Origin of the sequence: Saccharibacillus sp. CPCC 101409, from assembly GCF_030518235.1 — a bacterium.
Classification (GTDB): Bacteria; Bacillota; Bacilli; order Paenibacillales; family Paenibacillaceae; genus Saccharibacillus.
Map to the genome: position 1 here is coordinate 15677 of NZ_JAULSA010000022.1, position 26414 is coordinate 42090.

Annotated in this window: 20 protein-coding genes; 15 read left to right on the forward strand and 5 right to left on the reverse strand. The window is 60.9% G+C overall.

The features are described 5' to 3' along the window. Window positions 1-8: 8 nt before the first annotated feature. A complete protein-coding gene (locus QWJ34_RS24850) occupies window positions 9-1556 on the forward strand; it encodes a WD40 repeat domain-containing protein (protein ID WP_302731792.1) in 1548 nt (515 codons plus the stop codon). Between the two features lie 122 nt (window positions 1557-1678). On the opposite strand, the gene QWJ34_RS24855 is transcribed toward QWJ34_RS24850, so the two are convergent. Both QWJ34_RS24855 and QWJ34_RS24860 read right to left on the reverse strand, forming a co-directional pair. After that, window positions 1679-3124 carry a sensor histidine kinase gene (locus tag QWJ34_RS24855; RefSeq protein ID WP_302731793.1) on the reverse strand — a complete coding sequence of 482 codons (1446 nt, stop codon included), beginning with the start codon at window positions 3122-3124 and terminating at the stop codon, window positions 1679-1681. Further along, window positions 3108-4640 carry a hypothetical protein gene (locus tag QWJ34_RS24860; RefSeq protein ID WP_302731794.1) on the reverse strand — a complete coding sequence of 511 codons (1533 nt, stop codon included), beginning with the start codon at window positions 4638-4640 and terminating at the stop codon, window positions 3108-3110. Before QWJ34_RS24860 ends, QWJ34_RS24855 begins: the two co-directional genes overlap by 17 nt. Before the next feature lie 259 nt (window positions 4641-4899). Between QWJ34_RS24860 and QWJ34_RS24865 the strand changes: the two genes are divergently transcribed. Continuing rightward, complete coding sequence (locus QWJ34_RS24865) at window positions 4900-5664, forward strand: SDR family NAD(P)-dependent oxidoreductase (protein ID WP_302731795.1); 765 nt, start codon at window positions 4900-4902, stop codon at window positions 5662-5664. Here the strand turns inward: QWJ34_RS24865 and QWJ34_RS24870 are convergent. Continuing rightward, window positions 5654-6310: a hypothetical protein gene (locus tag QWJ34_RS24870; protein WP_302731796.1), complete on the reverse strand. Its 657-nt coding sequence runs from the start codon at window positions 6308-6310 to the stop codon at window positions 5654-5656. The two genes, QWJ34_RS24865 and QWJ34_RS24870, sit on opposite strands and share 11 nt — an antisense overlap. A 309-nt stretch (window positions 6311-6619) precedes the next feature. Between QWJ34_RS24870 and QWJ34_RS24875 the strand changes: the two genes are divergently transcribed. From QWJ34_RS24875 to QWJ34_RS24910, 8 genes are all read left to right on the forward strand, one after another. Further along, window positions 6620-8269, forward strand: a complete 1650-nt coding sequence (locus QWJ34_RS24875) for an ABC transporter substrate-binding protein (protein ID WP_302731797.1) — start codon at window positions 6620-6622, stop codon at window positions 8267-8269. A gap of 44 nt (window positions 8270-8313) precedes the next feature. Further along, complete coding sequence (locus QWJ34_RS24880) at window positions 8314-9258, forward strand: ABC transporter permease (protein ID WP_302731798.1); 945 nt, start codon at window positions 8314-8316, stop codon at window positions 9256-9258. Between the two features lie 2 nt (window positions 9259-9260). Next, window positions 9261-10157, forward strand: a complete 897-nt coding sequence (locus QWJ34_RS24885; RefSeq protein ID WP_302731799.1) for an ABC transporter permease — start codon at window positions 9261-9263, stop codon at window positions 10155-10157. Beyond that, on the forward strand, window positions 10154-11107 hold the full coding sequence (locus tag QWJ34_RS24890; RefSeq protein ID WP_302731800.1) for an ABC transporter ATP-binding protein: 954 nt from the start codon (window positions 10154-10156) through the stop codon (window positions 11105-11107). Before QWJ34_RS24885 ends, QWJ34_RS24890 begins: the two co-directional genes overlap by 4 nt. Then, window positions 11085-11849 carry an ABC transporter ATP-binding protein gene (locus tag QWJ34_RS24895; RefSeq protein WP_302731801.1) on the forward strand — a complete coding sequence of 255 codons (765 nt, stop codon included), beginning with the start codon at window positions 11085-11087 and terminating at the stop codon, window positions 11847-11849. Before QWJ34_RS24890 ends, QWJ34_RS24895 begins: the two co-directional genes overlap by 23 nt. 699 nt (window positions 11850-12548) lie before the next feature. Then, window positions 12549-13610, forward strand: coding sequence for an aminotransferase class V-fold PLP-dependent enzyme (locus tag QWJ34_RS24900; protein WP_302731802.1), 1062 nt, complete (start codon window positions 12549-12551; stop codon window positions 13608-13610). Then, a complete protein-coding gene (locus QWJ34_RS24905) occupies window positions 13607-14851 on the forward strand; it encodes an amidohydrolase family protein (protein ID WP_302731803.1) in 1245 nt (414 codons plus the stop codon). The genes QWJ34_RS24900 and QWJ34_RS24905 overlap by 4 nt, the downstream gene beginning before the upstream one ends. A 150-nt stretch (window positions 14852-15001) precedes the next feature. Then, window positions 15002-16393, forward strand: coding sequence for a hypothetical protein (locus tag QWJ34_RS24910; protein ID WP_302731804.1), 1392 nt, complete (start codon window positions 15002-15004; stop codon window positions 16391-16393). Window positions 16394-16519: 126 nt separating this feature from the next. Here QWJ34_RS24910 and QWJ34_RS24915 read toward each other — a convergent pair whose 3' ends face one another. After that, on the reverse strand, window positions 16520-18109 hold the full coding sequence (locus QWJ34_RS24915) for a flavocytochrome c (RefSeq protein ID WP_302731805.1): 1590 nt from the start codon (window positions 18107-18109) through the stop codon (window positions 16520-16522). 259 nt (window positions 18110-18368) lie between these two features. Here QWJ34_RS24915 and QWJ34_RS24920 point away from each other — a divergent pair, with 259 nt between their 5' ends. Together QWJ34_RS24920 and QWJ34_RS24925 are read left to right on the forward strand one after the other, a co-directional pair. Next, window positions 18369-19997, forward strand: a complete 1629-nt coding sequence (locus tag QWJ34_RS24920) for a glycosyltransferase family protein (RefSeq protein ID WP_302731806.1) — start codon at window positions 18369-18371, stop codon at window positions 19995-19997. Continuing rightward, the gene (locus tag QWJ34_RS24925; protein WP_302731807.1) at window positions 19975-20808 is read left to right on the forward strand and encodes a hypothetical protein; all 834 of its coding nucleotides are present in this window, start codon (window positions 19975-19977) and stop codon (window positions 20806-20808) included. The genes QWJ34_RS24920 and QWJ34_RS24925 overlap by 23 nt, the downstream gene beginning before the upstream one ends. A gap of 369 nt (window positions 20809-21177) precedes the next feature. Here QWJ34_RS24925 and QWJ34_RS24930 read toward each other — a convergent pair whose 3' ends face one another. Then, window positions 21178-22158, reverse strand: a complete 981-nt coding sequence (locus tag QWJ34_RS24930) for a DUF4003 family protein (RefSeq protein ID WP_302731808.1) — start codon at window positions 22156-22158, stop codon at window positions 21178-21180. A 185-nt stretch (window positions 22159-22343) separates the two neighbouring features. Here QWJ34_RS24930 and QWJ34_RS24935 point away from each other — a divergent pair, with 185 nt between their 5' ends. From QWJ34_RS24935 to QWJ34_RS24945, 3 genes are all read left to right on the forward strand, one after another. Further along, window positions 22344-23231, forward strand: a complete 888-nt coding sequence (locus QWJ34_RS24935) for a fructose bisphosphate aldolase (RefSeq protein WP_302731809.1) — start codon at window positions 22344-22346, stop codon at window positions 23229-23231. 224 nt (window positions 23232-23455) lie between these two features. Then, window positions 23456-24013 (forward strand): GNAT family N-acetyltransferase, encoded by a 558-nt coding sequence (locus QWJ34_RS24940; protein ID WP_302731810.1) that lies wholly within the window; start codon window positions 23456-23458, stop codon window positions 24011-24013. Window positions 24014-24242: 229 nt separating this feature from the next. Beyond that, the gene (locus QWJ34_RS24945; protein ID WP_302731811.1) at window positions 24243-25943 is read left to right on the forward strand and encodes a putative bifunctional diguanylate cyclase/phosphodiesterase; all 1701 of its coding nucleotides are present in this window, start codon (window positions 24243-24245) and stop codon (window positions 25941-25943) included. Window positions 25944-26414 lie beyond the last annotated feature (471 nt).

The window sequence follows — 26414 nt, forward strand, 5'->3', positions numbered from 1 at the left end:
GCGGCCGGATGAACCTGGATGCGAAGATCGGCAGAGAATCGAATGACGCGAACAAGAAAACGCCGGAAGAGTGCGCGCGGCTTCTAGGCGGAATACCGGGTCTGGAACGGCGTTCGCCGCGTCGATGGGTATACGGGCAGGCAGAGTGCCTGATGACGATCGACGCGCTGCGCGCCGATCCGGGCGGGAGCGCGAAAGGCGACGAGGAAGCCTGGATCGATACGCTGGATACGCGGATCTGCGGAGACAAACCGCATACGCCGGAAGCGCTCTGGACGTATACGCAGCTCAGGCTGGCGCTGGCGGCGGCGTTCGGCTGGCGCGTGCTGGACTACGGGAACGGAGAGAGGCATCTGGCGGCGGACGCTTCGCGAAGCGGGGCGCTGCCGGCGCTGAGGACCTCGGCGCACAAAGCGGCGGTCCCCGTTCAGCCGATCGGCCGGATGGCGGGAAGTTCCGCCGCGGCATATCGCTGGAAATCTTCGCCGACCGCAAAGTCCGAACCCCGTTCCGGCTATACGCAGCTTGCCGCGCTGGACGACGATCGGCTGCTGCATGCATACAGCGGGGGCTCGCTGGCATCGAGCATCCCGGGCATCCAGGTTCGCCGGGGGCGGGAGCTGGAGCTGGAGTGTACGGAGGAGATCGAAGGCGTCGGCCGCCGGATCGCGCTGCGTGAAGACGGGCGGATGCTGCTGGCCCAGGGCGAACTGGTCCAGGGGCACGCCGCCCATATCGTGCGCTGCGGTTCGGAGCCGCTGAGGGTAATCGACCGGACGGCTCTCCCGCTGTCTCCGCCGTTTGCCTGGGTACCCGGCACGGAGCGCCTGATCGCGGCGGTGCCGAGGATCAATACGTCAACGCGGGATTACGAGATGGGAGCGGCTTCCGCCGTCGTCCACGGCGAACGGCTGCTGATCTCCGAACAGTCCGCCGCCGGTCATCCGTGGCTGCGGGCGGCGCTCGATCCCCGCCTTCATCATCTGGTGGAAGCCGATCCCGACAGCCGAACCTGGAAACCGCTGCTGCTTCAATCGCAGTTTGCCGAGCATTTCGATGCGTACGAAGGGGCGCGGATCGAACAGCTTCAAGTCTCTTTGGACGGCCGGCTGCTGTATACGGCCTGCGGACAGACGATCGGCTGCTTCGACCGCGAGCGCGGCGAATTCCTTTGGACGGCGAAGGCGGGCGGCGGAGTCCATCTGTATGCGCTGAGCCTGAGCCCGTGCGGGCGCTACCTGGCCGCCGGCGGACTCGCGGACGACCGGGAAGCGCCGCAGTCGTTTTCGCTGCTGCATGCGGACTCCGGCCGGTATGTGTACCGGCTGCCGGTCGGCGGGATGTTCGTCAGCGCCGTGTACGAGATCGCGTGGCATCCGTCCGGTTACCTCGCGCTGGGACTGGCCAACGGAACGCTGATCGAGCTGGGATTGGACGCGCAGGCCCGGCATTTTCGCGGGCTCAAAGGCGGCATTCGCAGTATTTGTTATCACGGCGACTGGATGTACGTGACCGGGGCGGAGAAGAATGTCCGCTTGTGGTACGCGGAGTCGTAAGCGGATGCGTGCGGGAACCGTCATCGAGATTCGAAACGGCGGCCCGGGCGGCCGCGGGCTCCGGACGAACCCGCGCTTCCCAAGCAAAAAGACCAATCCGCGATCGCGGATTCGTCTTTTTTTTACATATCCAGCACCGTATTTTGTCCCGGGGAGTCCGGCTGCTCCGCCGGGTCTTCCACCGCCAGCGGCAGCGTGACGGTCACGGTCGTGCCGACGCCGTATTCGCTCTCGATCTTGATCCGGCCGCCGTGCAGGCGGACGATCTCCTTGCTGATTGCAAGGCCCAGGCCGCTGCCGGACATCTTCGAGCTGCCTTTGTAGAAGCGCAGGCCGATCTTCTCCAGGTCTTCGGCCGGGATGCCTTCGCCGTCGTCCTGCACCGAGACGTGCACCTCCAGATTCTCGGAGGCCGCGATCAGGCGGATCTCGCCGCTCAGGTCCGAGAACTTGATCGCGTTGTCGAGCAGGTTGACGAACACCTGCTTGAGCCGGTTCAGGTCGGCGTGCATCGGCAGCGGTCCGGCGGGCAGCTGCGTGCGCAGTTTGACGCCGCGTTTGTTGCCCGAGAGACTGTACTGGAGATCGAGCTGCCGCAGCAGGCTGCTCAGATCGACGGGAACGGACCGCATCCGGATCTCGCCGGCCTGGTATTTGGAGAAGTCCAGCAGATCTTCGACCAGTCCGATCAGCCGGTCCGTTTCGATCGAGATTACGCCGAGCCCGAGCATTGCGGTCTCCTCGTCTTCCAGCCCGCCGACGATCAGAGTTTCGCCCCAGCCTTTGATCGAAGTCAGCGGCGTGCGCAGCTCGTGGGAAACGGTGGAGATAAAGTCGTTTTTCATTTTTTCGCTTTTGGACAGCTCTTCGTTCATATGGTTGAGCGATTCCGCGAGCGTGCCGACTTCGTCGTTGTATTTGCGCACGACCCGCGCGGTGAAGTCGCCCGTCGCCATCTTATGCGAGATGGCCGTCAGTTCCTTGACCGGGCCGACGATGCGGCGGGCGATAATCAGACTGAGCGCGAAGCCGAGCAGCAGCACCGCCGCGCCGATGCCGATCGACCAGCCGATCAGCTTGGCGACCTCCAGATACAGAGGCTCGGTCGAGACGGAGAACCGCAGCGTGCCGATGACTTCGCCGTAGCTGACGAGCGGACTGGACACGGCCATGATGCGCTGTTTGAACGCGTCCGAATAACCGGCGTAGCTGCCGATTCCGCCCTGCTGCGCGGCGCGCACGTCCGCCGTGCGAATCGGGCGGGAAGAAGAGAAGCCGTACGAATCGACGACCGTGCGGCCCTGGAGATCCAGCACTTCGACCCGGCTGCTTTCGCCCGGGACGAGATTCTCCAGGATGTAGCGCGCCCGTTCGGGCAGCGTATAGCCTTCCATGAATTGATTGGACAGCTTGGCCGCCGTCACGGCGCGGGACTGGACGATCTGGCGGGCGCTGTCGAAGTAGTAGGTGTAGACGGCCGTGGCGAAGATCGCTTCGAGCAGCAGCACGATCGTGAGCAGCACCATGCCGATCTGGAGCAGCAGACGGCCTCTAATGCCCTTCAACATCGCTCTCCGCCTCCTCTTCGTCGCTGCTCATGTCGGCCATCGCCCGCACTTCGGCCCTGGTCGGCCGAAGTTTGTCGTAGCGCTCCGCCTGTTCGCCGGAGAGTCCGCCGCCTTGGCCCGGCAGCAGGGCGGCCGTGACCTGCGAAGACTGGCCGGGGACGACTTTGCCCGATCCGCTCAGCACGACGTAATCGCTGCCGGCGCTTTGCAGCTCGGCTTGCAGCCGGTTCCACTGCTCCGCCGGCATCTGCCGCAGCGTCAGCAGCACGGGAGCTTTCCCGGCTTCGCTCTTGGCATCCTCGTTCCCGCCGTTCGCGTCCGCCTGCCCGCCGTCTTCTCCGGAGTAGACAAAGCGAATTTCGCTGGCGGCGTCTTCGTCTTCCGCGGACAGCTCGACTTTGTAGTTCCCCAGCCAGCGGTCGGGGATGCGCAGGTCGTAGCCCCACTGCCAGAACCGGTCTTCGACGAATTTCATTCCGCGCGCTCCGTCCCACCGGTAATACGAATCGCTCCACAGCTGCGGCGCGCCGGACGAATTTTCCGTGCCCGGCATCGGGTTGGGCAGCGCCACTTCCATGATTCCGTCTCCGTCGACGTCCCGGTTGTCCGCCGGATAATCGATCCACCACTTTTGTTCGGTCGAAGCCAGATCCGAAGAATAGTCGGGCGCGCCGAGTTTCAGTTCCCCTCTGGACGAACGCGAATCGTAAGCGGACTGCGGCAGGGACAGGATATTCGCCAGCCGTCCGTCCGACCAGGCGAGCAGCATCGCGTAGCCGGAGCGGGTCGTGCCCAGCACCTGTGCGAACAGGCCGCTGCGATCGGACGCCGCCTGCCGGATCTGCATATTCAGCACGGAGCCGTCGGTACGGCGCACCGCAAGCTCGGACAATTTGCTTTTTTCCGCGCCGATCAGCTGGATCTGCGAGCGGGTATCGTCGTTGTCCGTGACGGGGGGAACGAGCGCGATCTGGCTCAATCCGCCGCCGATCAGATCGCCTACCGCGATCTGGTCGTACGAACGGTGAAAGATCTGTTCGGCTTTTTGCCCGGAGAACGAGTAGACGTACAGCTCTTTGGGCAGTCCGTATCCGCCTCCGCCGTAACCGAGCAGCAGTTCGGAAGAAGAAGTGTCCGTCAGCGGTTTGATCGCGAGATAATCGAGGTTCGTTCCGCTGCCGGTGATCTGGTCGGCTTTGTGCCAGGCGCCGTTTTGTTTATTCAAAATCAGGACGTTGACCTGATAATCGGTATCGGGTTTCTTATACGAGACGATCAGTTCTTTCTCGCCGTCCCCGTCGAGATCGGCCGCGCGGATCGCGCCGCCCTGGTCGGACTGGTCGGGGGTGGTGAGCTGATAACCGGCCGGCAAAAAAGGCTGGACGGCGTTGTACAGCGACTGCTCTTCGTTGGCGAGATTGGGCGCGTGCAGCAGGTCGCCCGGCGAAGCGATTCGTCCGCATCCGCCGGCGATCGACAAAGTAAGCAGCAGACCGGCGATTTTCAATGATTTCATGACTTTCTCCTTCGGGGCTTGTTTTCAAGGGGACGGCGTTTACTTTCTTATTATATCGATTTTGCGCATAAACCGTACTCTTTTTATCGGCGCTCGAACCCCGAAGCTGCGCCGATCGCGCAAAACGGCGAATACGCCGCGATTTCCGCGTTTTTTCCCGGGCGAACGGTAGAGCTGCCGCCGCTTCGGGTAAAAATTCCGTATTGAAAAGGTTCCGGATCGAGACAAGCGGCGGAGCCGTAAAAAGGAGGAGAAAGAAATGATGCTCAAAGGAAAAACCGCGATCGTTTACGGAGCGGGCGGGGCGATCGGCCGCGCGGTCGCTACCGCTTTTGCGGTCGAAGGGGCGAAAGTGTATCTGGCGGGCCGCACGCCGGAGACTTTGGAAGAAGCGGCGTCGGAGATTCGCGCGCTGGGCGGGAAAGCGGAAACCGCGCGGGTGGACGCGCTGGACCGGGAAGCGGTCGAAGAACATATCGCGCAGGTCGAAGCGGAGACCGGGCGGATCGATATCTCGTTCAACGCGATCTGGATTCGCGGCGATCTGCAGGGAACGCCGCTGCTGGAGATGAGCGAAGAAGACTTTACGGCGCCCGTCCTGGCGGGAGTGAAGACGCATTTTCTGACCGCGTCCGCCGCGGGACGGTATATGGCCAAGCGGGGTTCGGGCGTGATTCTGACGCTGTCGGCTTCTTCGGGTACGCTGCCGGGCCGCGATCGGCGCTTTCACCGGATGGGCGGTTTCTCCGTCGCCTGCTCGGCGATCGAATCGCTGACGCGCAGCCTGGCGGGCGAACTCGGCCCGGAAGGCGTGCGCGTGCTTTGCTTGCGCTCCGACGCGATTCCGGAAACGTGGGGCGGCCCGAGTTCGGACGTGCGGAAATACATGACGGACGGCACCGCGCTGAACCGCCTGCCGACGCTGGCGCAGATTGCCGACGCGGCGGTGTTCGCCGCTTCCGGCCGGTCGGCGGCGATGACCGGCGCCGTCCTGAACCTGACCTGCGGCTCGATTATGGATTAAGGCGGCCGCTCCGGCGGGAGATGGCGATCAGCCTAGCGCCCAGCAGCGCGAGCCAGGCCGCAAATGCAAGCCGCAGCACGAACAAGACCGGATCGCCGAGCAGCCACGGGAAGGAAGCGACCCAGTCCAGCGCGGCGATCGCATAGCCCGAGTAAACCGTAAGCCGGCCGATCCCGCTGCGGCGCGCCGCCAGGCTCAGCGACAGCGTCGCGAGTCCGAACAGCAGCAAAGCGGTGTGCTCGCCGCCGACGTACAGGATGTACATCAGCCTTCCCGTATCGGGCGTCGGCTCGATGCCGTATACCGGATAGACCAGCCTGCCGAGCACGACGACCAGCAGCAGCTCCACCGACGCGGCGGCGCCAAGCAGGCCGCAGCCCAGCGGCGCGCAGACGGGGGAATGCTTGATCAGCGCTCGGTACAGGCCGAACGCGGCGGGAATCAGGCCGACCGATGCGAAGAACAGCACTTCGTCGGCCATCGACAGGCGAAACCGCCATTGAGACAGCCAGGACGCGTATTCGGCGGCCGCCGGCGCGGGAGGCACGGGAGCGAGAAAAAGGTACTGCGCAAAAAACAAAACAGCCGACAGAATCAGCGCGCTTCCACCGAAAACGGCGATACTGGATAGGGGTCTGGATCTCATAACACTCAGCGCCTTTCTTGATTGGGAATAGGATGGGAATCGCCGGCGATCCGCATGTCTGGCAGTTCCGGACGTCGGGTTTCCGCTGCACCGAATCATAGCGGAATCTTCGGGAACGGCCTAGAATCTTTGTCACATTTCCAGCCTTGCGATACGTATTCCATATGCTGGATTGTACATATATAATGAAAGAATTTTTATTTGCCTGGGCAAGCGAATTTTGTTTGACAGGCTGTTCGGTTTGGCCCATAATCAATCCATACTAAATTCATCTACATTATTAGTTTTTGAGAAAAAGGGGGATTCACGATGGCTCGCTTCAAAGCGTTCACTGGAAAAGGATTCGGCTTGGCGGTTCTGCTCGTACTTGTGCTGACGGTGATCGCCGGATGCTCGGGCGCGGGCGACAGCTCTTCGGCGCAAAGCGGCAAGCAGCCGGCGTCGGAGCAGAAAACGGACGCGTCGGATACGGAAGCGTCCGGCGGCGCGGCCGCGGAAGAAACCGCGCAGCCCGCGGACGGAGGCACGTTTACCTATGCGCGTCCCGCGGCGGTCACATCGTTCGATCTGCATAACGAGATTACCGCGAACAACGCGTTTGCGATCGACAAAGTATTCGAGCCGCTGCTGTCGTTCGACAGCGAAGGCAATATCGTCGACTGGCTGACCGAATCGCACAACGTCAGCGAAGACGGCCTGACGTATACGTTTGTGCTGAAAAGCGGCCTCAAGTTCTCCGATGGCTCGGACGTTACGGCAAAAGACGCCGTGTTCTCGCTGGAGCGCCATCTCAAAGTCGGCGGTCCGCTGGAGATTTCGGCCAAAGTCTCTTCGGTCAAAGCGCAGGACGACCATACGCTGGTCGTGAAGCTCGAAGAACCGTACACGCCGTTCCTGTCCGAAATGTCCAATTTCTCGAACGGGATCATCCCGGACGACTTCGGCGGCAAAACGGAAGAAGAATTTTTCAAAAAGCCGGTCGGCACGGGGCCGTTCACCGTCGAAAGCTGGGACCCGGCGGGCGACCTGACTTTTGCGAAGAATACGAACTACTGGCAGGAAGGCAAGCCGCATATCGACAAGCTGGTTTATAAGCTGGTCGAAGACGACAGCCAGGCTCTCAACCAGCTCAAAGCGGGCGAAGTGGACGCGATCGAATCGCTGGCGCTCCAGAACGCGGACGAGCTGAAGCAGGGCGCCGACACCGGCGTGCTGACGAACGGAAGCTGGGTGACGGAACAGCTCTTCTTCAATACGCTGGACGAGCATTTCTCCGACACGCACGTCCGCCGCGCGCTGGCGCTGGCGATCGACCGCGAAGGACTGACGAAGGCGCTGACGTTCGGATACGCGCAGACGGCGAACTCGCTGCTGCCGACCACCATTCCGTACAACGCCAACGATACGATCAAGCCGCTGAACTTCAATCTGGAGGAAGCGAAGAAGGAGCTGGCGCAGTCCAAGTTCCCGGACGGCTTCTCGTCCACGCTGCTCGTCGCGTCGGGCAACGACACCCGGGCGCAGGAAGCGCAGATCATCCAGGCGGCGGCGCAGTCGATCGGCATCCAATTGAAGATCGAATCGGTCGAACTGGCCGCGTTCCGCGAGCGCTTCTTCGCTTACGACTTCTCGGCCATGCTGAACAGCGGCCAGGCGGATTCGCCGGAAGCGAACTCGATTATCGCGTTCCAGACCGACCCGGACGGATTCAGCAAATCGTACTGGACGCATTACACGAACGACAAAGTCACCGAGCTGCTGCATAAAGGCCAGCAAACGGCGGACGGCGAAGAGCGTCAAACGGTCTACACCGACCTGCTGCAAATCCTGGCCGACGACGTGCCTTACATTCCTTTATATTACCCGGATATTCTGAAAGGCGTAAGCTCGTCGGCCGAAGGCCTCGTCGTGCTGCCGAACGGCAGCGTGCGCTTCGAAGACGTCCGGATCGCCCAATGACCCCAACCCACAATGGAAGCGTCCGCCGATCGGCGGGCCTTCCTTTGCCGTTTAAAGGGATCGGCCGCGCGCTGCTGCGGGCGCTGATCGTGATTCTGTGCGTGACCGTCGCCGTGTTCTTCCTGATCCGGATCGTACCGGGCGATCCGGCCAAGATGGTTCTGGGCGAGTACGGCACGCCCGAAGCGCTGGCGGCGATGCGGCATACGCTGGGGCTGGACCTGTCGCTGTGGGAGCAGTTCCTCCGCTTCGCGCGCACGCTGCTGACGCAGGGCGATACCGGCGGTTCGATCGTTTCGGGCGTCTCGTCGCGGCAGCTGATCGCCGAGCGCGCGCCCGTTACGCTGCTGCTGATTGCGCTGTCCTGCGTGCTGGCCGTGCTTATCTCGCTCGTGCTCGCGGGCATCGCGGCGACCAACAAGGACAGGCTGCCGGATCACCTGATCCGCATCTTCCCCGCGATCACGCTGGGCATGCCGGTGTTCTGGGTCGGCCTGCTGCTGATTCTGCTGTTCGGCGTCCGCCTGCACTGGTTTCCCGTCGGCGGGGTAGGCAAAGGCTGGACCGGCATGCTGTACAGCCTGGCGCTGCCGGCGGTAACGGTCGCTTTTTCGCAGATTCCGACGCTTGTCCGTTCGCTGCGGGCGCAGATGCTCGAAGTGCTGGAATCGGACTTCGTGGTGACGCTGCGCGCGTCCGGCATTCCGGGTTCCGTGATTCTGTTCAAGCACGTGCTGAGGAACGCCGCGCTTCCGACCCTGATGCTGTTCGGCGTCAATCTGTCGTACCTGATCGGCGGAACGCTGGTGGTGGAGCAGGTCTTCGGCATCCGGGGCATCGGCAGCCTGCTGTTTACATCCATTTCGAAAAGGGACTTCCCGGTGATCCAGGGCATCGCGCTCTACTGCGCGGTCGCCGTCGTCGTGATCGGCCTGCTGATCGAGATCTCGGCGCGCTGGCTGGACCCGAGAACGAAGGAGAAACCATGAATATGAATTCCGTAACGCCGGAGCCGGCGGGCGGGGCGGACAACGCCGCCTGGACCGCCGGTCCGATCGCGGGCGGGCGCTCCGGTTTCCGCCGGGCCGCGCGCATTCCGTCATTGGTGGCGGGAAGCTTGATGCTGCTGCTGATCGCCGCGCTGGCGCTGTTGATTCCGTGGCTCAGCCCGTACGATCCGACGACGCAGGACCTGGCTTCGTTTCTCCAGGCGCCGTCGGGCAGCCACTGGCTGGGCACGGACCAGCTCGGACGCGATCTGCTCACCCGTTTGATTTACGCCGCGCGCACCGATCTTGCGATCATGGTGCTGGCGGAGATCGTTCCTTTTTGCACGGGGATTCTGCTCGGCATGCTGGCGGGCTATTACGGCGGCTGGATCAACACGGTCGTGTCGCTGCTGACGGATACGTTTATCGCGTTTCCGTTTTACCTGATCGTGATTATCGTCGCGTTTGCCAGCGGAGCGGGCGCGCAGGGCATCTATATCACCTTTATTCTGGTCGGTTGGATCGTGTTCGCGCGCGTCAGCCGGGGCTTGACGGCTTCGCTCCGGCAGCGGGAATGGGTGGCGTCGGCGCAGACGCTCGGGCTGCCGGGCTACCGGATTCTGCTGGGCCATCTGCTGCCGAACATCCTGCCGCAGGCGATCGTTGTGCTGATGACCGATATGGTCGGCGTGCTGGTCGCGATCGTGACGCTGGGCTATCTCGGCATCGGGATCGCGCCGCCGACGCCGGACTGGGGCACGATGATCGCCGACGGGCAGTCGTTTATGACGACCGCCTGGTGGCTGTCCGCGGTTCCCGGCTTCGCCGTCGTGTATATGGGCATTGCGCTGTCGCTGCTGGGCGACGGGCTGGCCGATCTGTGGAGGAGAACGTCATGAACAAGCGGCGGACGGATTTTTGGAAAAAAGAACACGAACGCGGACAAGAGGCGGACGAACGGAAGCGCGGCGAACGTGTCGGCGAATACCGCGGGGCGGCCGCGGGCGATCCCGCCGGGCGGCAAGCGGCGGACTCGGGCCGCGCCGCGCCGATTCTGGAGGTCGACAATCTGTCGCTGGAGGCCGCCGATTCCGGCGCGCCGCTGGTCGACGGCGTTCGCTTCTCGCTGGGCCGCGGCGAAAGTCTCGGCCTGGTCGGCGAATCCGGTTCGGGCAAGTCGCTGACGCTGCGCGCGGTGCTCGGCCTGCTGCCTCCCGGCGTGCGCCGCGCGGGCGGCGAGATCCGGCAGTCGGGCCGCGCCGCGATGGTGTTCCAGGACCCCAGGAGCGCGCTCGATCCGCTGTGCCCCGTCGTCAAGCAGGTGGCGGAAGTCGTGCGCTACCGGCAGAAAAAGAACCGCAAAGCCGCGCGCGCCGAAGCGCTGCATCTGCTGGATCAGCTCGGCCTGCCGGATTCGCTCGGCCAAGAAGACCGCTATCCGCATCAGCTTTCTGGCGGACAGTGCCAGCGGATCGTGATCGCGCTGGCGCTGGCGTGCCGGCCGGACGTGCTGCTGTGCGACGAGCCGACCACGGCGCTCGACGTCACGGTCCAGCGGCAGATCGTGGATCTGCTGAGCCGGCTTCAAGCAGAGCTGGGCTTTGCGCTCGTATTCGTTACGCACAATCTGGCGGTAGCCGCGGAGATGTGCTCGCGCATCGCGGTGATGCAGCGGGGGCGGATCGTGGAAGAAGGGCCGGCGGAAGATGTGCTGACCCGGCCGCGCAATCCGTATACGCAGATGCTGGTCGACGCCGTGCTGCCGCTTCCGGCTTCGGCCGGCGAGTCCGGCGGCGCGTCTTCCGATCGGGAAAAGGAGGCGCGAGATGAGCACCAATTTATCGATTGAGAACCTGACGGTGCGCTACGGCGGCTTTACGGCGCTCGGCGGGGTGAGCCTGGAAGTGCCCGCGGGCTCGACGCTCGGCCTGGTCGGCGAATCCGGCTCGGGCAAGTCGACGTTGGCCCGCACCGTCGCCGGGCTGATCGTCCCGGACGCAGGCGTGCTTGCGCTCGGCGGACAGCCGCTTGCGGCGCGCCGAACGCGCGCCCAGCGCAAACAGATCCAGATGGTGTTCCAGAACCCGGACGCTTCGCTGAATCCGCGGCATTCCGTGCGGCGCATCCTGTCCGAAGCGCTGAGGTTCCATCGCGTCACGACGGACCGGGCGTCGACCGAACGGCGCTGCCGCGAACTGCTGGAGCTGGTGCGGCTGGACGGAGGCGCGCTGGACCGGTATCCGCGCGAATTCTCCGGCGGCCAGCGGCAGCGGATCGCCATCGCCCGCGCGCTCAGCGTGGAGCCGGAGCTGCTGATCGCCGACGAGCCGACCAGCGCGCTCGACGTATCGGTGCAGCGCAGCGTGCTCGACCTGCTGGGGAATATCAAAGCCCAACTGAACCTGACCGTGCTGTTTATCTCGCACGATCTGGGCGTGATTCACGCGGTCAGCGATACGGTCGCCGTGATGCGGCAGGGCGTGCTGGTCGAAACGAAGCCGAACGGCGAGTTCTTCGCCGGACCGGATACGGCTTACGGCCGCGAACTGCTGGCCGCCGTGCCGAGGATGCCGGCGGCCGCGCCGAATTGAGCGCGGAGCTGACGGGAGCGAAGCGCAGGCGAGCAGGGTCAAGTAAGACCTAGCCGAGTCAAGCCAAGCAGGGCGAGAGAGTGCAAAGCAAGGCAAGGCAGGAAAAGGCAGGACAAGTCAAAGCAAGCTACGATAAGACAGAAAAAAACAGAACAGATATAGAACGGAATAGAATAGAACAAAACAGGCTAGGATAAAGCAAAGTAGGCCAGAGCAGGACAAAGCAATACAAAGCAATACAAAGCAATACAAAGCAATACAAAGCAAAATACGGCAGGACAAAACCAGGGTTAAAAAGCTGGATCGCCAAGCGCCTGAACTGCTGGTTGGGCTTGGCTAAGGTGGAAATGTTGACTTTTTGATCATTTTTTGGCCCGAACCGAGCCGGAAATCAAGAAAAGTGAGCATTTAGTCAGCATTTTTCAACATTGGACGACTAAAATGCAGCGAACGAGGAAAAATTCGCACATTTGGTCAGCATTTTTATCAAGCCGCATCGATTTGGACAAAAATGTGATCGTTAGGTCAGCATTTTGGAGTATGGAACGAGAAAGCAGCGAAATCGATGCAGCGCCGGTCCGGTTTCTCGCATCTCGCAGCACGATGGAATACTCGCCGCACGACAGAACGATAGAACGATAGAACGATAGAACGATAGAACGATAGAACGACAGAACAATAGAAGAACGGAGGAAACCCATGAACACTGTACAATCCGGCTTTGTGCCGCTGACGCGCGCCGAATACGATACGCTGACGAAGCTGCTCGGGGAGCTGCTGCAAACGCAGCATGCGCCGGTGATTATACCGGGCGAAGCAATTATCGGAATCGAAGCGATTGCGGCGGGGATTGCCGCGCCGGGCAGACGCTTCTTGAATATTGTGACGGGTCCTTACGGAACGCTGTTCGGCGAATGGCTGGAGCGCGGAGGCGCCGAGGTCGTCGAGCTGCGCGTCCCGTTCGACGAAGTGGTGACCGCCGAAGCAGTGGAAGCGGCGATTGCAAGCTCGCAGCCGCAGGCGATCTCGTTTGTGCACGCCGAGGTCGTAACGGGCGGTTCCAATCCGGCAAAATCCATACTGGAACTGGCTCGCCGGCACGAGCTGATCAGCGTGATCGATTCCGTATCGGCGGTCGGCGGCGAGGAGCTGCCGATCGACGCATGGGGCGCGGACCTGGTCGCGATCGGCGCGCAGAAAGCGCTCGGCGGACCCAACGGCGTCAGCGCCGTATCGGTCTCGCCGCGCGGCTGGGCGTATATCGAATCGAATGCGCGCGCGCCGCGCAATTCGATTCTGTCGCTGCTCGACCTGCGCCCTCCGGGCGAAGGTCAAGCATTCCGCGTGCCGCCGAGCATTCCGACGCTCGAAGCCCGCGCTTTGATCGCGGCGCTGGCCGATACGGAAGCGGAAGGATTGGATCGGGTGATTCGCCGGCACGAGCTTGCGGCGGAATCGGCGGCTGCCGGACTGCAAGCCCTGGGGCTTGAAGGCTGGCAGCGGGACGCGTCGCGGCGTTCCACCTTGACGACGACCGTACGGATCGGCGGGGAAGACCGGCTGCGGATCGGGCAGCCTGTCGGCATCGTGGCGCCCGGAGACGGCGAGCTGCGCGGACGGCTGCTGCGCATCAATCATTTCGGCGCGAATGCTTCGCAGGAAAGCGTGGAGAAAGCGGTCCGGACGCTGGCCGGACTGCTGGAAACGGACGAAGCGGCGGCGCTTGCCGCCGTGCGAAGCGTATGGGAGGCCGCGCGATGATCCTCGCAAAGCCGGAACGCAAAAGCTTCAAAGGGATCGCGATCGCGGGTATCCCGGATAAGCGGTTCGATGTGGAGATCCGGAGCGGCCGATTCGTGTCGGTTCGGGAAGCGGATGCAGCCGCCGCGGCCGGGGCGGCTGCACAGGCCGGAGCAGCCACGCAGGCCGGAGCAGCCGCGCAGGGTGAAGAAGCCGAGTCGGCCGGATCTTCCGATCCGGCCGCGGAGATCGTGGACGGCTCCGAGCTGTGGATAACGCCCGGTCTGATCGACCTGCATACGCATATGGCATGGACGGATTTCGACCATGCCGATCAGGACAAGCGCGACCCGGCCGAAGTCGAAGCGATGCAGGCGCGGGCTTTCGAAGCGACGCTGCGCACCGGCGTCACGACCGTGCGGGACGCGGGCGGTTTGACGCCGGCCGCGGCGGCGCATCTGGTCCGGGAGTATCGTCAGCCGCTGCGGATCGACAACGGCAGCCATATGTTCGGCGCGGCCGACGCGCGGGGCGCCGATTATCTGAAGCGCAAAGCGGACGAAGTATTCGCTTCCGGCGCCAACTGGATCAAGATCATGGCGACGGGCGGGCTCGGCGCGCCGACGGAGAGCGTAACCGATCCCGTCTTCACCGAAGACGAATTCGCTTTCCTGGTTCGCTATGCGCACGAGAACGGACGCAAAGTATTCGTCCACGCCTGGGGCGGCGCCGCCATCGACTGGTCCGCCCGCGCGGGCGTGCAGTCGATCGAACACGGCATGTTCCTGACCGCCGATCAGGCGGCTCGCCTGGCCGAAGCGAATGTCGCGTTTGTGCCGACGGCCTCGATCTACCGGATCGCCGCCGATCCGCAGGGTGTGCTGGGCCTGCCGCCCGTGATCCGCGACCGGGCCGCCCGGGCGGTGGAAGCCCATGCGAACGCGGTCGCTTACGCCAAGCGCGCCGGTGTGCGTATCGGCTTCGGCACGGATTATGCCACGCCGCATCTGCACGGACGCAATTTGCAGGAGCTGTATACGCTTCTGGACTACGGCCTGAATCGCGAAGAAGCCTGGATCGCGGCCACCTCGGACGCGGCCCGCATTCTCGGCCGATCCGGCGAGCTGGGCTCTATCGCTGAAGGCTATCTGTCCGACGCCGTAATCTTCGGCTCGGACCCGTATGCGGCGCGCAGCGAAGCGGAGCTGCGCGGCAGCATCGCGGCGGTGATTACCGGCACGGACGAGTCCGAATTGGCTTAGAGAAGAAAGTGACGGCTCGACAGAGCGTAAGGAAGCGGCGAATCAGCCGCTTCCTTTTTGCTTCGTCCGGGTCTAAACGTGTATCATAAAGCCAAAACGAACTGTGCTTAAACGGGGAGCGCGGATTGAAGAAGAGGAGGACCAAACAAAATGACGCAGCAAAAGAAGCTTCAACAAGCGGTTTCCGCTTTGGACAAGCAGGAGCTGATCGGGATCGTCCTGCAGGCGGCGGAACGGGACGAAGTGCTGGCGCAGCGCCTGCTGATGCAGGATAGCAAGAAGAGTCGCGGCCAAAAGAATCCTAAGCGGCAGTCCGAAGAATACCGCAAGCTGATCAAGGCGATTGCCAAACGCTGTGGAGATCGACACGGTTTTATTACTGTGCGCGATACTCGGCAGTTTGCGGAAGAAGTCGCAGCGATTCTGGACGCCAATACCGAGGACGAAGATCTTTTTCTTGAGCTTGAGCTTGCGATCACCGTTCTGGAAGAAGCGATACGGTCGTTCGATTACGCGGACGATTCCAATGGGGATATCGGTTACGTGGTTGACGAAGCCCTGTCGAAAATAGGCTGGATTACGAAGAACGCCGAGCTTGAAGAAAGCGATATGCGTGAGCGGTTATTCGAACGGCTGCTTGAATTGAGCCGAAGCGATATATTCGAAGAATGGAGCGATTGGCGTCTGGTCGTTTTGCGGTGCTGTGAAGACTTCGCGGGCTTGAAAGGTCCGAGAAAGCGGCTGATAGCCGAGATCGAAAAATCGATCGCCCGGGTCAAACAGGAAGGACGCGATTACAGCGGTTATGAAGTGGAGTCTTTAAACGGCATGCTGCTGAAGCTGATCGAGGAATACGGAGAAGCAGAGGAGGCGCAGCGTTTTCTGGAATCCCGGCTGGAACTCCCTTCTTTTCGACAGGCTCAGATCGATCGGAAAATGCAGGAGGGAGACGCCAAGGAGGCGCTGCGGCTGGCCGAAGAAGGCGAACGCCTGGATCGAAAGCTGCCGGGATTGGTGACGCAGTGGAAAAAAGCCCGCTATGCCGCTTACAAAAAACTCAATCGCAAAGCCGACTGTTTGCAGTTGGCCGAAGAACTGCTGCTTGACGGCGAGTACGAGTATTATGCCGAGTTGGAAGAATGGGGCGAAACGGATAAAGCGGAGCTGTACGAACACGTTAAAAGCAAACTGAAAGAAATGGACAGCTGGCGCATGGGAGATCTGTATGAACGGCTCATCGAGGATCATCGGGATCTTCCGGCCCAACTGGAGTACGTTCAGGCCAATCCCGAGCGTATCGAAGATTATATCGGCGTTCTGCTAAGCGCTTACCGGGATGAAGTCCATACGATCTTCAAAAATCATATTGTACAAAAGGCGTCGGAAGCTTCCAATCGCAAAAAGTACTGGGTCGTCTGCCGGATGATCGAGCGGTATGCGAAAACGGCGGGACGTGAAAGCCGGGATGAACTGGTCGGCCTGCTGACCGAACGTTATGCGAGCCGTCCGGCGATGATGGATGAATTAAGCCGCATACGATAATCTGTGCTTCGATTAAGCGGCCGAACAGCAGCAAAAACCCCGGTCTCCCGTGAGAGGGAGCCGGGGTTTTGTTTATCCAGTCTTTTAACGTTCATCGCTTACCGATTACCTGCCGCACGATGCCGCTTACTGATTCGCTTTGGCGAACTCCGACGCTTTCACGCCGGCTTCGCGGCCGAAGATGACGATCTCGGCCACGGAGTTGCCGCCGATGCGGTTCTGGCCGTGCAGCCCGCCGGTGACTTCGCCCGCGGCGAACAGTCCCGGAATGGCTTTGCCGTCTTTGGTTACGACTTCGGTGTCGGTGTTGATCTTGACGCCGCCCATCGTGTAGTGGATTCCCGGGCCGATCTTGATCGCGTAGTACGGACCGGCCGACAGATCGTTGTCCATGCCGGTTTCGCGGTTGAAATCGGCGTCCTTTTTATTCTTCACGGCTTCGTTCCACGCACCCAGCGTCGTTTGCAGCTGCTCGGCCGGAAGATTCATTTCGTCGGCGAGCGCTTCGATGGAGTCGCCCGTTTTCACAAAGCCCATTTTCTCGTACTGCTCGACCGCTTTGGCGCGCGATTTCACGCCGGAATCGAAAATGAGGTAAGCGGCGCGGCCGTCCAGCTTGGTGATCGCCGCCGTTACGTTGTCGCGGGTGTCCATTTCGTTGACGAACCGCTGTCCGTCGGCGTTGACCAGGATCGCGCCTTCGCCGCGCACCGCTTCGCCGATCAGGTACGAATTTTCCTGCTGGACGGTCGGGTGGACTTGGATCTGATCCATATCGACCGTCGTGCCGCCGAGCGCTTCGATCATTTTGATGCCGTCGCCGGTGCTGCCTTCCTGGTTGGTCGTTACGTAGCCGTCGAGGTCCGGACGAACTTCCTTGATCATTTCTTTGTTCGCGCCGAAGCCGCCGGTCGCCACGATCACCGCTTTGGCGGAGATATTCTTGTCGTCGGTGCCGTTAAAAGTAACTTTTACACCGCTGACCGTATCGTTCTCCTGCGTAATTTCTTTAACATTGGCGTTCACGAACAGCGGAATCTCCTGCTCCTGCACATTTTTCACCAGGCCGGCGACCAGGTACTGGCCGACCGCCGATCCGTCCGTCGGACGGTGCGTGCGTTTCTCGCTCATGCCGCCGGTAATGGTCAGGTTGTCGAGCGTGATGCCGTGAGCGTCCAGCCAGTCGATCGCGCCCGCCGAATTGTCGACGAAGTAGCGCAGCATTTCTTTATCGTTGGTGTCGTGTCCGCCTTTGAGCGTTTCTTCGTAGAACTTGTCGTTGCTGTCTTCGATGCCCTGTTCTTTCTGGAATTTCGTTTCCGAAGCGTTCATGCCCGAAGACGATTTGAGCGTGTTGCCTCCGGCTGTCGGCATTTTCTCGAAAATGACCGGGTTCATGCCCGCCGCTTTGGCTTCGAGCGCCGCCGTCATGCCCGCGCCGCCGCCGCCGATCACGATAATGTCGTACTGGTCCTGAAGCTGGTCGAGCGGCGTGTAGCTGATCTCCGAGGCGCCCGAAGTCGCTTCGGTTTCTTCTTTGTCCGTATCGGTGCTTGCCTGGGCGTCTTTGTCCGTGCCTGCGGCCGTTTCCGTTTGTTCCGCCGCGCTTTCCGTGTTTGCCGTTTTGGACGTGCTTGCGTTCCCGCAGCCTGCGATCACCAGCACGGCCGACAGCGCGAGCATCAGCAGCACGATCCATGTTTTGTTGCGTTTCATTGTGTAACCCCCTGTTAGTGCGTGTTTTTTCGACTTTCTTCGGGATTAGTCTAGCATTGCGAATTGAATCAAATTGTGAAGTTTTTCACATGAATAATCGAAATTGGAGCCAATCGGACTTTTTAAACTATTTAAAGTGAAAATCGCGTGTAATTCCTTTTGCGCTTTTTCAGCTAATTTTCAGGGTGGGCGCTTATAATACGCTTCGGGAGGACTCCTTTTTCGAACAGGGGTTATTTTGCCGTAAAGGAGCTGCATCATGCCGGAAGCCGTCAAAAAGATTTTGTATCTGATTCTTACTTTTTTTATCGGCCTGTTCGTCGTGTCTTCGTTCTTCGTTCGCGCCGAATACAACTATGCCGCTTATAACGACAATCCGATGCTGAGTACGCAGAAGCCGCTGCTGTTTATCGGGCTGCTTGTCGTACTGGCGTTCGCGGCCCTGATGCTGCACCGGCTGTGCCGAAGGCTGAACCGCTATCGTGCGCGAATCGTGATTCCGTCGGTGCTGGCCGGTTCGTTCGCGATCCAGATCGCGCTGATCTTCCTGTTTCCGCGCCTGCCCACGGACGACTCGCAGACCGTGCTGTCGCTGGCGCTCGATATGCTGTACCGGGGCGATTATTCGACGTTCGAGCCCGGCGGGTACCTGCATATGTTTCCGTTCAATTTCTCGGTCGTGCTGTATCTGAAAAGCCTGCTGGCGATCTTTCCCGACAATTACCTGGTCATCAAGATCTTCAATATCCTGTTCGCGGTGCTTACGACGCTGATGGTGCATCTGATCTACGGCGAACTGCGCGGTTATCAAGCGGGGAATGCGGCAAAAGGAAACGACTACGGTCCGCTGCTGTTCGCCGCGACTTACGCGCCTGCGCTGCTGATGTCCAACCTGATCTACAACGACGTGGTGGGCACGGGGCTGCTGACATCGGCGATCTATTTCATTCTGCGCTTTATGCGGACGAAGTCGTTCAAGTTTATCGCGTTCGCCGCTGTGCTGCTGGCGCTGGGCAACTATTTCCGCGGCGTCGGCGTGATCGTGCTGATCGCGGCGGCGATTACGATTCTGCTCGGCATACGCCGGATCGGGGTGCGCAAAAGTCTGCTGTCGATCGCTCTGCTCGCCGCCCTGTTCAACGTTCCTTCCTGGACGCAGAACGCGGCGCTTCAGGCATCCGGCAAAGTCGAATCGTCCGTCACCGCCAATTCCGCGCCCGTCTATATGTGGCTGAACATGGGCATCAACCTGGACCGGATCGGCTTCTGGGACAATATGCAGAGCTACCGGATCTACCAGCGCGAAGCGGATTACGACAAAGCGGCGAGCACGGAGCTGTACAAGCAGTCGATCCGCGAGAAGCTGTCGGACGCTTCGCCGGGCGAGCTGCTGGGGATGTATGTCAAAAAGATCGTGTGGATCTGGACGGAAGGCACGTATCAGATCGACCGGTACGGTATCGGCAACGGCAGCTCTTCGGAGGGCGGGTTCGGCGGTTCGACGATCTCCGGCAGCTACAGCTATACGACGTGGGCCACCGACTTGTTCGAAGGCGATTCCGCCGCGCGCGGCGGGCTGCTGTGGGTACTGTACACGATGAATATTCTCATGTACGCGTGCATCGGGCTGAGACTGTTCCTGGGCATCCAGGCCAAAAGGTACGGCGAGGTGTTCCCTGTGCTGATCCTGCTCGGTTTTATCGGTTTCTATATCCTGTGGGAAATCAAATCGAGATACCTGTACCCGGTCTATCCGCTGCTGATCGTGCTGTCTTACCTGGGGTTCCGCGACGGGCTTGTCCTGCTTGCGAAGACGAGCCTGGGCCGCCGGCTGCTGCCGGAGACGGAGAAGGAGGAATTGCATCATGCGCAGAAGAGCGGAATCTAAGCGAACCGTATTCGGCAAAAGGAAAACCGCGCTCGCGGCGGGAGTGTTCGGCGCGTCTCTGCTCCTCGCTTCGTGCAGCGCGATCGCCGCGCAGAATATCCCGAGCGCCGGCAGCGGTTCGGCCGGTCTCGGAGCCGGCATGGGCGGCGGCGCGAACGGAGGCGGCTTCGGCGGCATGAACGCCGGGCCGGGAAGGAATTCGGACCGCGGCGGAGCGGACGGTCCGGCCGGCGGAGACGGCGGTTTCGGCGGAACCGGCGGCCGAAACTTCGGAGGCCGCGGCGGCGACGCTTCCGCGGACGGCGGAAGCGCCATGCGCGAAGCGATGGACGCGGACCTGATCGGCCGCGTCGTCAGCGCCGACGAAGGCGCCGTCACGCTGGAGCTTGTCGAACAGGCTTCCGACGCGGGCGACCGCGCCGAACGCTCGCCCGGCGGCGCTTCGGCCGACGCGACGGGCTGGACCGCCACCGGCGAGACGGTTACGCTGAGCCTCGGCTCCGACGCGGAGATCTCGTCCGATACCGGCGAGACGCAAACGCCGGGTACCGGCGGCGACGTGGGACCCTCGTCCGAAACCGGCGAGACGCGAACGCCAGATAATGGCGACGACGTGGGAACCTCGTCCGGAACCGGCGAGACGCAAACGCCGGGTACCGGCGACGACGTAGAACCCTCGTCCGAAACCGGCGAGAGCCCCGACACGAACTCGTCGCCTGCTTTGACCGCCGCCGATCTGAAAGCCGGCGACATCGTCATGGTTTGGTACCAGGAAAACACAGAGCAGGTAAAAAGACTGCGGATCTTGTGATCCGCAGCCGGATTGTCGAGAAACGATTGGATGTAAACCTAATTTAGGCGGGTTCGATTGGAAGGAAAGGTCGGGAAAGGGCTGGAGAAATAAAGCCAGCGGCAAGAAGAATCCAAATAGCTGCGTATAAGCCGTTATTCCGGCTTATTCTTACGTTTTCGAGCAAATAACTGCACTCATACATCTATTTCGATCTTTTCCGCTTTGATTCGGCCTTTGGCTCCCGAATAGCTGCACCTGCGTCGCTATTTGAAGAAATCGAAGGGTTTCGCTCAAAATAAGTGTACCTGTGCCGCTATTTTCCGTTTGGAACAATACCCGGCTTTCTCGACAGCCTGAGGCTGCGGATCTTGCGATCCGCCAGCCTCTTTAGCTGGAAGCCGCGGCGGCGCTGGCCGCAGCCGCTGCCGCGGCCGCCAATGCCGCATGCTGCGCCAGCATGACGTTCGCCAGGCTGGTCGAAGGAGCGGCCGGCAGCTCGCCGCGGCCGACTTCGTCGGCATGCTCCTGCGACACGAGAGCGGCGGCCAGCATCATCACTTCCTGCTTGGTCGCCGACCAGCGGCCGAAGCCCTGCTGCTCGCGCAGGAAATCGAACATCTTCGATACTTCTTCCGCGACCGCCGGCGCTTCGATCGGCAGCAGCGCCAGCACGCCGAGAACCGGCAGCAGATACTGCTGGTCGAGACGGATGCCGCGGGCGCGGAACGCTTCGCGCATGCCCAGCACGCGGTCCACGGCTTCCCCGCCGCCGGCCAGCGTCATCACCTGGGTCAGCGACTGGAGACCGTTTCCGGCGCGCAGCTCGCCGCGCAGGGCGGCATAAGCACGTTCCATCTGCGTCACGCCGGTTTCGACGTCCAGGTCGGACAGGCCGAGCATGGCCGCGAAGATGTAATCGTCGCGCCCCGTAAGGAAGCGGTGCTCTTTTTTCATCGCATGGTAGAAGGCTTTGGTCCGATCCAGGGCGGTAATCCGCATTTCCGGTCCGGCGGCGGCGATCAGGTAGGCGGCCATTGCGAGAAAGTCGGAAGTTTTGAATCCGTCTTCTTTGAGCAGCTCGTATACCTCCAGCATATCGGACAGCAGCGCGGCGGGGTCGTCCGACATCGACAGGAAAGCCGAGATCGATAGCGCCATCGTGCTGCGGAAAGGCGAGAAACCGCTTGTGTTTTGCTTGATTTGCTCGTACTGCGCCCGAATGGCTTCGATGTCCGCCGGCCGGTCCTGAGCCGCGTACAGCAGAGCGGCCAGACGGCCGGTCATTGCATTTTTCCATTTGAATTCGCGTTTGATCTCCAGTGCGTTCTCGGCCAGCAGCGCTGCGCGAGCGATCGTTTGTTCATTCATAGTCGAGCCTCTCTTTCTCCGATTGGCGGTTCTCTGGAACCTGTTTCATATTAGATCGCTTTCTTGTTTGATTTTACCATATACAATACGCGGCCGCCGAGCAAACGTTTCAAAGCCCGGGTTTGGCGCGGCGGACAAGGGTAATAATAAATGGAAATCCAATCAAGGAAGGGGCAGGGCGACAGATGAACGACAAACAGCTTGAACGGATGCGGACGGGAAAAGGGTTTGTGGCGGCGCTCGATCAGAGCGGGGGAAGTACGCCGACGGCGCTGCTGCATTACGGAGTCAAGGAAGATACGTATTCGAACGACGACGAAATGTTCCTGGCGGTGCATACGATGCGGACGCGGATCATCAAGAGCCCGGCGTTCGACTCGAAATATATTCTGGGGGCGATCTTGTTCGAGAATACGATGGACCGCGAGATCGACGGGAAGTCGACGGCGGACTATCTGTGGGAAGAGAAAGGCATCGTTCCTTTTCTGAAAGTGGACAAAGGCCTGGCCGAACAGGAAAACGGCGTGCAGCTGATGAAGCCGATGCCGGACCTGGACGATCTGCTCGAACGCGCGGCGGACAAGCATATTTTCGGGACGAAAATGCGCTCGGTGATCCACGAAGCGAACGAAGGCGGCATCAAGCAGGCCGTGGAGCAGCAGTTCGAACTGGGCAAGCGGATCTTCGCGGCGGGGCTGGTTCCGATCATCGAACCGGAAGTCGATATCCGCAGTTCCGACCGGGAAGAATCGGAACGCATCCTGAAGGATGAGATCAAGCGGCAGCTGTCGCAGCTGGACGATTCGGTCCGCATTATGCTCAAGCTGTCGATTCCGGCGGCGGACGGCTTCTACAGCGACCTGATGGACGATCCGCATGTGGTGCGCGTCGTGGCGCTGTCCGGCGGCTATACGCAGAGCGAAGCCAACGAGCGCCTGACGCGCAATCCGGGGCTGATCGCGAGCTTCTCCCGCGCGCTGGCGGAAGGCGTAAGCTTCGGCCAGACCGGCGAAGAATTCGACGAGACGCTGTCGCGCTCGATCCAGGCGATTTACGCGGCGTCGATCAAGTAAACCGAACCAGCGGCGCGAGTCGACCGTCGCTTCCGTTCTCCGCAGCGCGGGGAGCGGGAGCGGCTTGTTCGTGTTTTCGCCCAAAGACTGTTCGCGATGCTTAATCGGCACTGGACAAAGCGGTCGAAGCGTGATTAAGTGAAAGGGCTTTTGAACCGCCGCCCCGATAAACCGCACGGGACATCGGCGACAAGGCAATAGCACGACGAAACGGAGCGTGAACGATGAAAACGACTGCTGTAAGGCTGGCCGAACACCGCACCCTTGAAGGAGAACGCCTTCTGCTGCGCCCGATCCGATTGGACGACGCCGCCGATATGACCGAATACACGTCCGACGAAGAAACGACGCGCTTTATTTTTGCCGAACCCAAGAATTTCGAGCAGACCGAGCGGCTGATCGCCAATTATTATCTGCGCGAGCCGATCGGCAAGTTCGCCCTGGTGCTGAAAAGCGAACAAAAACTGATCGGTTCGATCGAGTTTCGGGTGGACGATTCGACGCGCAGCGCCGATCTGGGTTTCACGCTGAGCCGGCACTACTGGGGAAACGGCTACATGACCGAAGCGGGCCTGCTGATTCTCGGACTGGCTTTCGACGTGCTGGGCCTGGAACGGGTGCACGCGGCGCACGAGACGGGCAACGTCAATTCCGGCCGGATGATGCTTCGGCTCGGCATGACGCATGAAGGAACGCGGCGCAAAGACCATTTATCGAACGGCAAACTGGTGGACAGCGCCTACTATTCGATTTTGAAAGAAGAATACGAAGCCGGCCGGTAAGCGATAAACGGAAGCATGTCCGCATGTAAGCAAAAACAGCGACCAAGACCCGGAGTTCTTTATGGAGCTTCGGGTCTTTCTGCGCGTCCCGGATCGGGGCTTTTTGCGTTCGCGTACAGTTCTGGAATTGGAAACCAAAAAATGTTTCAGTCGATGGTTGGTAGCTTATGTTATATAATAGGAATAAGTACCTAAAAGGATTGTATCTTGAGACCCAGGGAGGCTCATTATGAAACCGATGAAGGAGCAGCGTGAGGAACTCATCCGAGCTATGTCCAAAACGCTGTTCTCACTCTTGCACTCCGTCATCGACGCAAATACTTTTTTTATGGCTCATAACAACGGAAGAACCAACACCATCGTGAGCGCCTGGAACGCCGGGGAAACGCTTATCGAGGAAGGCGCAGTCCTTCCTTATCATATAACCTACTGCCGACTCGTCGGAGACGTCGAAGGCCCGATCATTATCGAAGATACGACGCTTTCTTCGCTGACCCGCGATCTGCCCGTAACCGCCGATATCGGCAAAGCCAGCTTTGTCGGCGTGCCGATTCGGCTGCAGGGCGGCGAACTGTACGGCACCATCTGCGGCCTGGACCGGGAACGGGTGTTTACCGGCGAAGACATCGAGCAGTTGGAACAGACCGCTTCGGTTATCTCCGGGCTGCTCGATCTCGAACAGTCCACGCATTACGACGACTTGACCGGATTTCTGCGCCACAGCGCGCTGGAGAGCTTCTGCCAACGCGACCTGGAAGATTCGCCGAAGTCGGTTATTTTTATGGATCTGGACAATTTCAAAGAAGTGAACGACCGCTACGGACACGCGATGGGAGACCGGGTGCTGCAATCGCTGGCCCGGGCGATCCGCAGAGCGGCCGACGACGACTGGCTGCTGTGCCGGTACGGCGGCGACGAATTCGTGGTCGTGCTGCCGACCGACAGCGAGGCGCTTGTCCAGCAGGCGGTGGAGCGGCTGGTCGAAGCGTTCCAGAAGGAGGAACTGCCGCTGACCGATCCGGAAGAATCGCTGACGCTTTCGATCGGCGCCTGTCTGCAGGCCGATTCGCTGCGTCAGTATATCGAGCGGGCGGATACCGCCATGTACCGGATCAAGAAAGACGGCAAAGACGGAATCGGCATTTTCCAGATCGAAGACCAGCAGCAGGAGCTCGACGTGCGGGAAGCGCTGCGCAAGAACGAGTTCGAGCTGTACTTCCAGCCGATCGTCGGCGCGGAAAGCGGCGCGGCGGATTCCTACGAAGCGCTGCTGCGCTGGCGCCATCCGCTGCGCGGCATGATCCCGCCGATCGAAGCGATCGAGATGGCCGAAGCGGCCGGCCTGATCGAGCAGGTGGATCTGTGGGTGTTGAGGGAAGCCTGCCTGGCGGCGGGACTTATCCGGCCGGCCGGGCGAATCCATGTGAATATCACGGCCAAGTCGCTGCGTGATCCGCACTTCGCCGACTATGCGGCGGAGATCTTTATGGAAACGAACTGTCCGCCGTCGAAGATCGAGATCGAACTCAATGAGACGCTGCAGCGCTGCGAAAGCCGGCATATCGTGCAGCAGGTCGATCAGCTGCGGCAGTGGGGCGTGACTTTCTCGCTGGACGATCTCGGCAGCCAGCAGTCTGCGGGAATCGGCCTGCTGCGCGATCTGGCGGTCTCCACGCTGAAGCTGGACGGGGCGCTGTGCCGCGGTGCCCGTACCGACCGGATCGGCCGCGCGCTGATTCGCGGCGTAGTGGAAATGGGACGGGAGCTGGGCATGTCGGTAGTCGCGGAAGGCATCGAGAACGAAGAACAGCGCCGGCTGCTCGTCTCGCTCGGCTGCGATCTGCTGCAGGGCTACTACTTTTTCCGGCCGATGCCGCTTGCGGAACTGCTTCGCAGCGAAGAACTGCGTAGAAGAATGCTGAGCTGCTGAGCTTCGGAATCGGACGATCGGCGCGATGGAGTAGAATGAACGGGATTGGAACGAGTGAAACAAAGCGAACGAAATAAAGCGCACGAAATAAAGCGCACGAAATAGAAGAGAATTTGAAAAAGCCCCTGCTCCTGCCCGAAGGCGAGCGCGGGGGCTCAGGGTGTCGAGAAAGCCGTGCAGGGTTCCAAGCGGAAAATAGCGGCACAGGTACACTTATTTGGGGCGAAACCCTTCGATTTTTTCAAATAGCGACGCAGGTGCAGCTATTCGAGAGCCAAAGGCCGAATCGAAGCGAAAAAGCTCGAAATAGTGGTATGAGCGCAGTTATTTTCTCGAAAACGTAAGATTAAGCCTGAATAAGGGGCTATACGCAGTTATTTTAAATTCGTCCTGCCGCTTGCTTTATTTCTCCAGCCTTTTTCTCATTATGTTTACATCAAATCGTTATAGGGCGTATCTTCAAACTCCGAA

What these genes read in the sequence shown, in the direction of transcription:
- QWJ34_RS24870 (WP_302731796.1), bottom strand. Translation starts at nt 6,310, where the DNA reads ATGAGATCCAGACCCCTATCCAGTATCGCCGTTTTCGGTGGAAGCGCG.
- QWJ34_RS24945 (WP_302731811.1), top strand. Translation starts at nt 24,243, where the DNA reads ATGAAACCGATGAAGGAGCAGCGTGAGGAACTCATCCGAGCTATGTCC.
- QWJ34_RS24930 (WP_302731808.1), bottom strand. Translation starts at nt 22,158, where the DNA reads ATGAATGAACAAACGATCGCTCGCGCAGCGCTGCTGGCCGAGAACGCA.
- QWJ34_RS24855 (WP_302731793.1), bottom strand. Translation starts at nt 3,124, where the DNA reads ATGTTGAAGGGCATTAGAGGCCGTCTGCTGCTCCAGATCGGCATGGTG.
- QWJ34_RS24885 (WP_302731799.1), top strand. Translation starts at nt 9,261, where the DNA reads ATGAATTCCGTAACGCCGGAGCCGGCGGGCGGGGCGGACAACGCCGCC.
- QWJ34_RS24890 (WP_302731800.1), top strand. Translation starts at nt 10,154, where the DNA reads ATGAACAAGCGGCGGACGGATTTTTGGAAAAAAGAACACGAACGCGGA.
- QWJ34_RS24940 (WP_302731810.1), top strand. Translation starts at nt 23,456, where the DNA reads ATGAAAACGACTGCTGTAAGGCTGGCCGAACACCGCACCCTTGAAGGA.
- QWJ34_RS24925 (WP_302731807.1), top strand. Translation starts at nt 19,975, where the DNA reads ATGCGCAGAAGAGCGGAATCTAAGCGAACCGTATTCGGCAAAAGGAAA.
- QWJ34_RS24875 (WP_302731797.1), top strand. Translation starts at nt 6,620, where the DNA reads ATGGCTCGCTTCAAAGCGTTCACTGGAAAAGGATTCGGCTTGGCGGTT.
- QWJ34_RS24900 (WP_302731802.1), top strand. Translation starts at nt 12,549, where the DNA reads ATGAACACTGTACAATCCGGCTTTGTGCCGCTGACGCGCGCCGAATAC.
- QWJ34_RS24860 (WP_302731794.1), bottom strand. Translation starts at nt 4,640, where the DNA reads ATGAAATCATTGAAAATCGCCGGTCTGCTGCTTACTTTGTCGATCGCC.
- QWJ34_RS24910 (WP_302731804.1), top strand. Translation starts at nt 15,002, where the DNA reads ATGACGCAGCAAAAGAAGCTTCAACAAGCGGTTTCCGCTTTGGACAAG.
- QWJ34_RS24920 (WP_302731806.1), top strand. Translation starts at nt 18,369, where the DNA reads ATGCCGGAAGCCGTCAAAAAGATTTTGTATCTGATTCTTACTTTTTTT.
- QWJ34_RS24865 (WP_302731795.1), top strand. Translation starts at nt 4,900, where the DNA reads ATGATGCTCAAAGGAAAAACCGCGATCGTTTACGGAGCGGGCGGGGCG.
- QWJ34_RS24850 (WP_302731792.1), top strand. Translation starts at nt 9, where the DNA reads ATGAACCTGGATGCGAAGATCGGCAGAGAATCGAATGACGCGAACAAG.
- QWJ34_RS24915 (WP_302731805.1), bottom strand. Translation starts at nt 18,109, where the DNA reads ATGAAACGCAACAAAACATGGATCGTGCTGCTGATGCTCGCGCTGTCG.
- QWJ34_RS24935 (WP_302731809.1), top strand. Translation starts at nt 22,344, where the DNA reads ATGAACGACAAACAGCTTGAACGGATGCGGACGGGAAAAGGGTTTGTG.
- QWJ34_RS24895 (WP_302731801.1), top strand. Translation starts at nt 11,085, where the DNA reads ATGAGCACCAATTTATCGATTGAGAACCTGACGGTGCGCTACGGCGGC.
- QWJ34_RS24905 (WP_302731803.1), top strand. Translation starts at nt 13,607, where the DNA reads ATGATCCTCGCAAAGCCGGAACGCAAAAGCTTCAAAGGGATCGCGATC.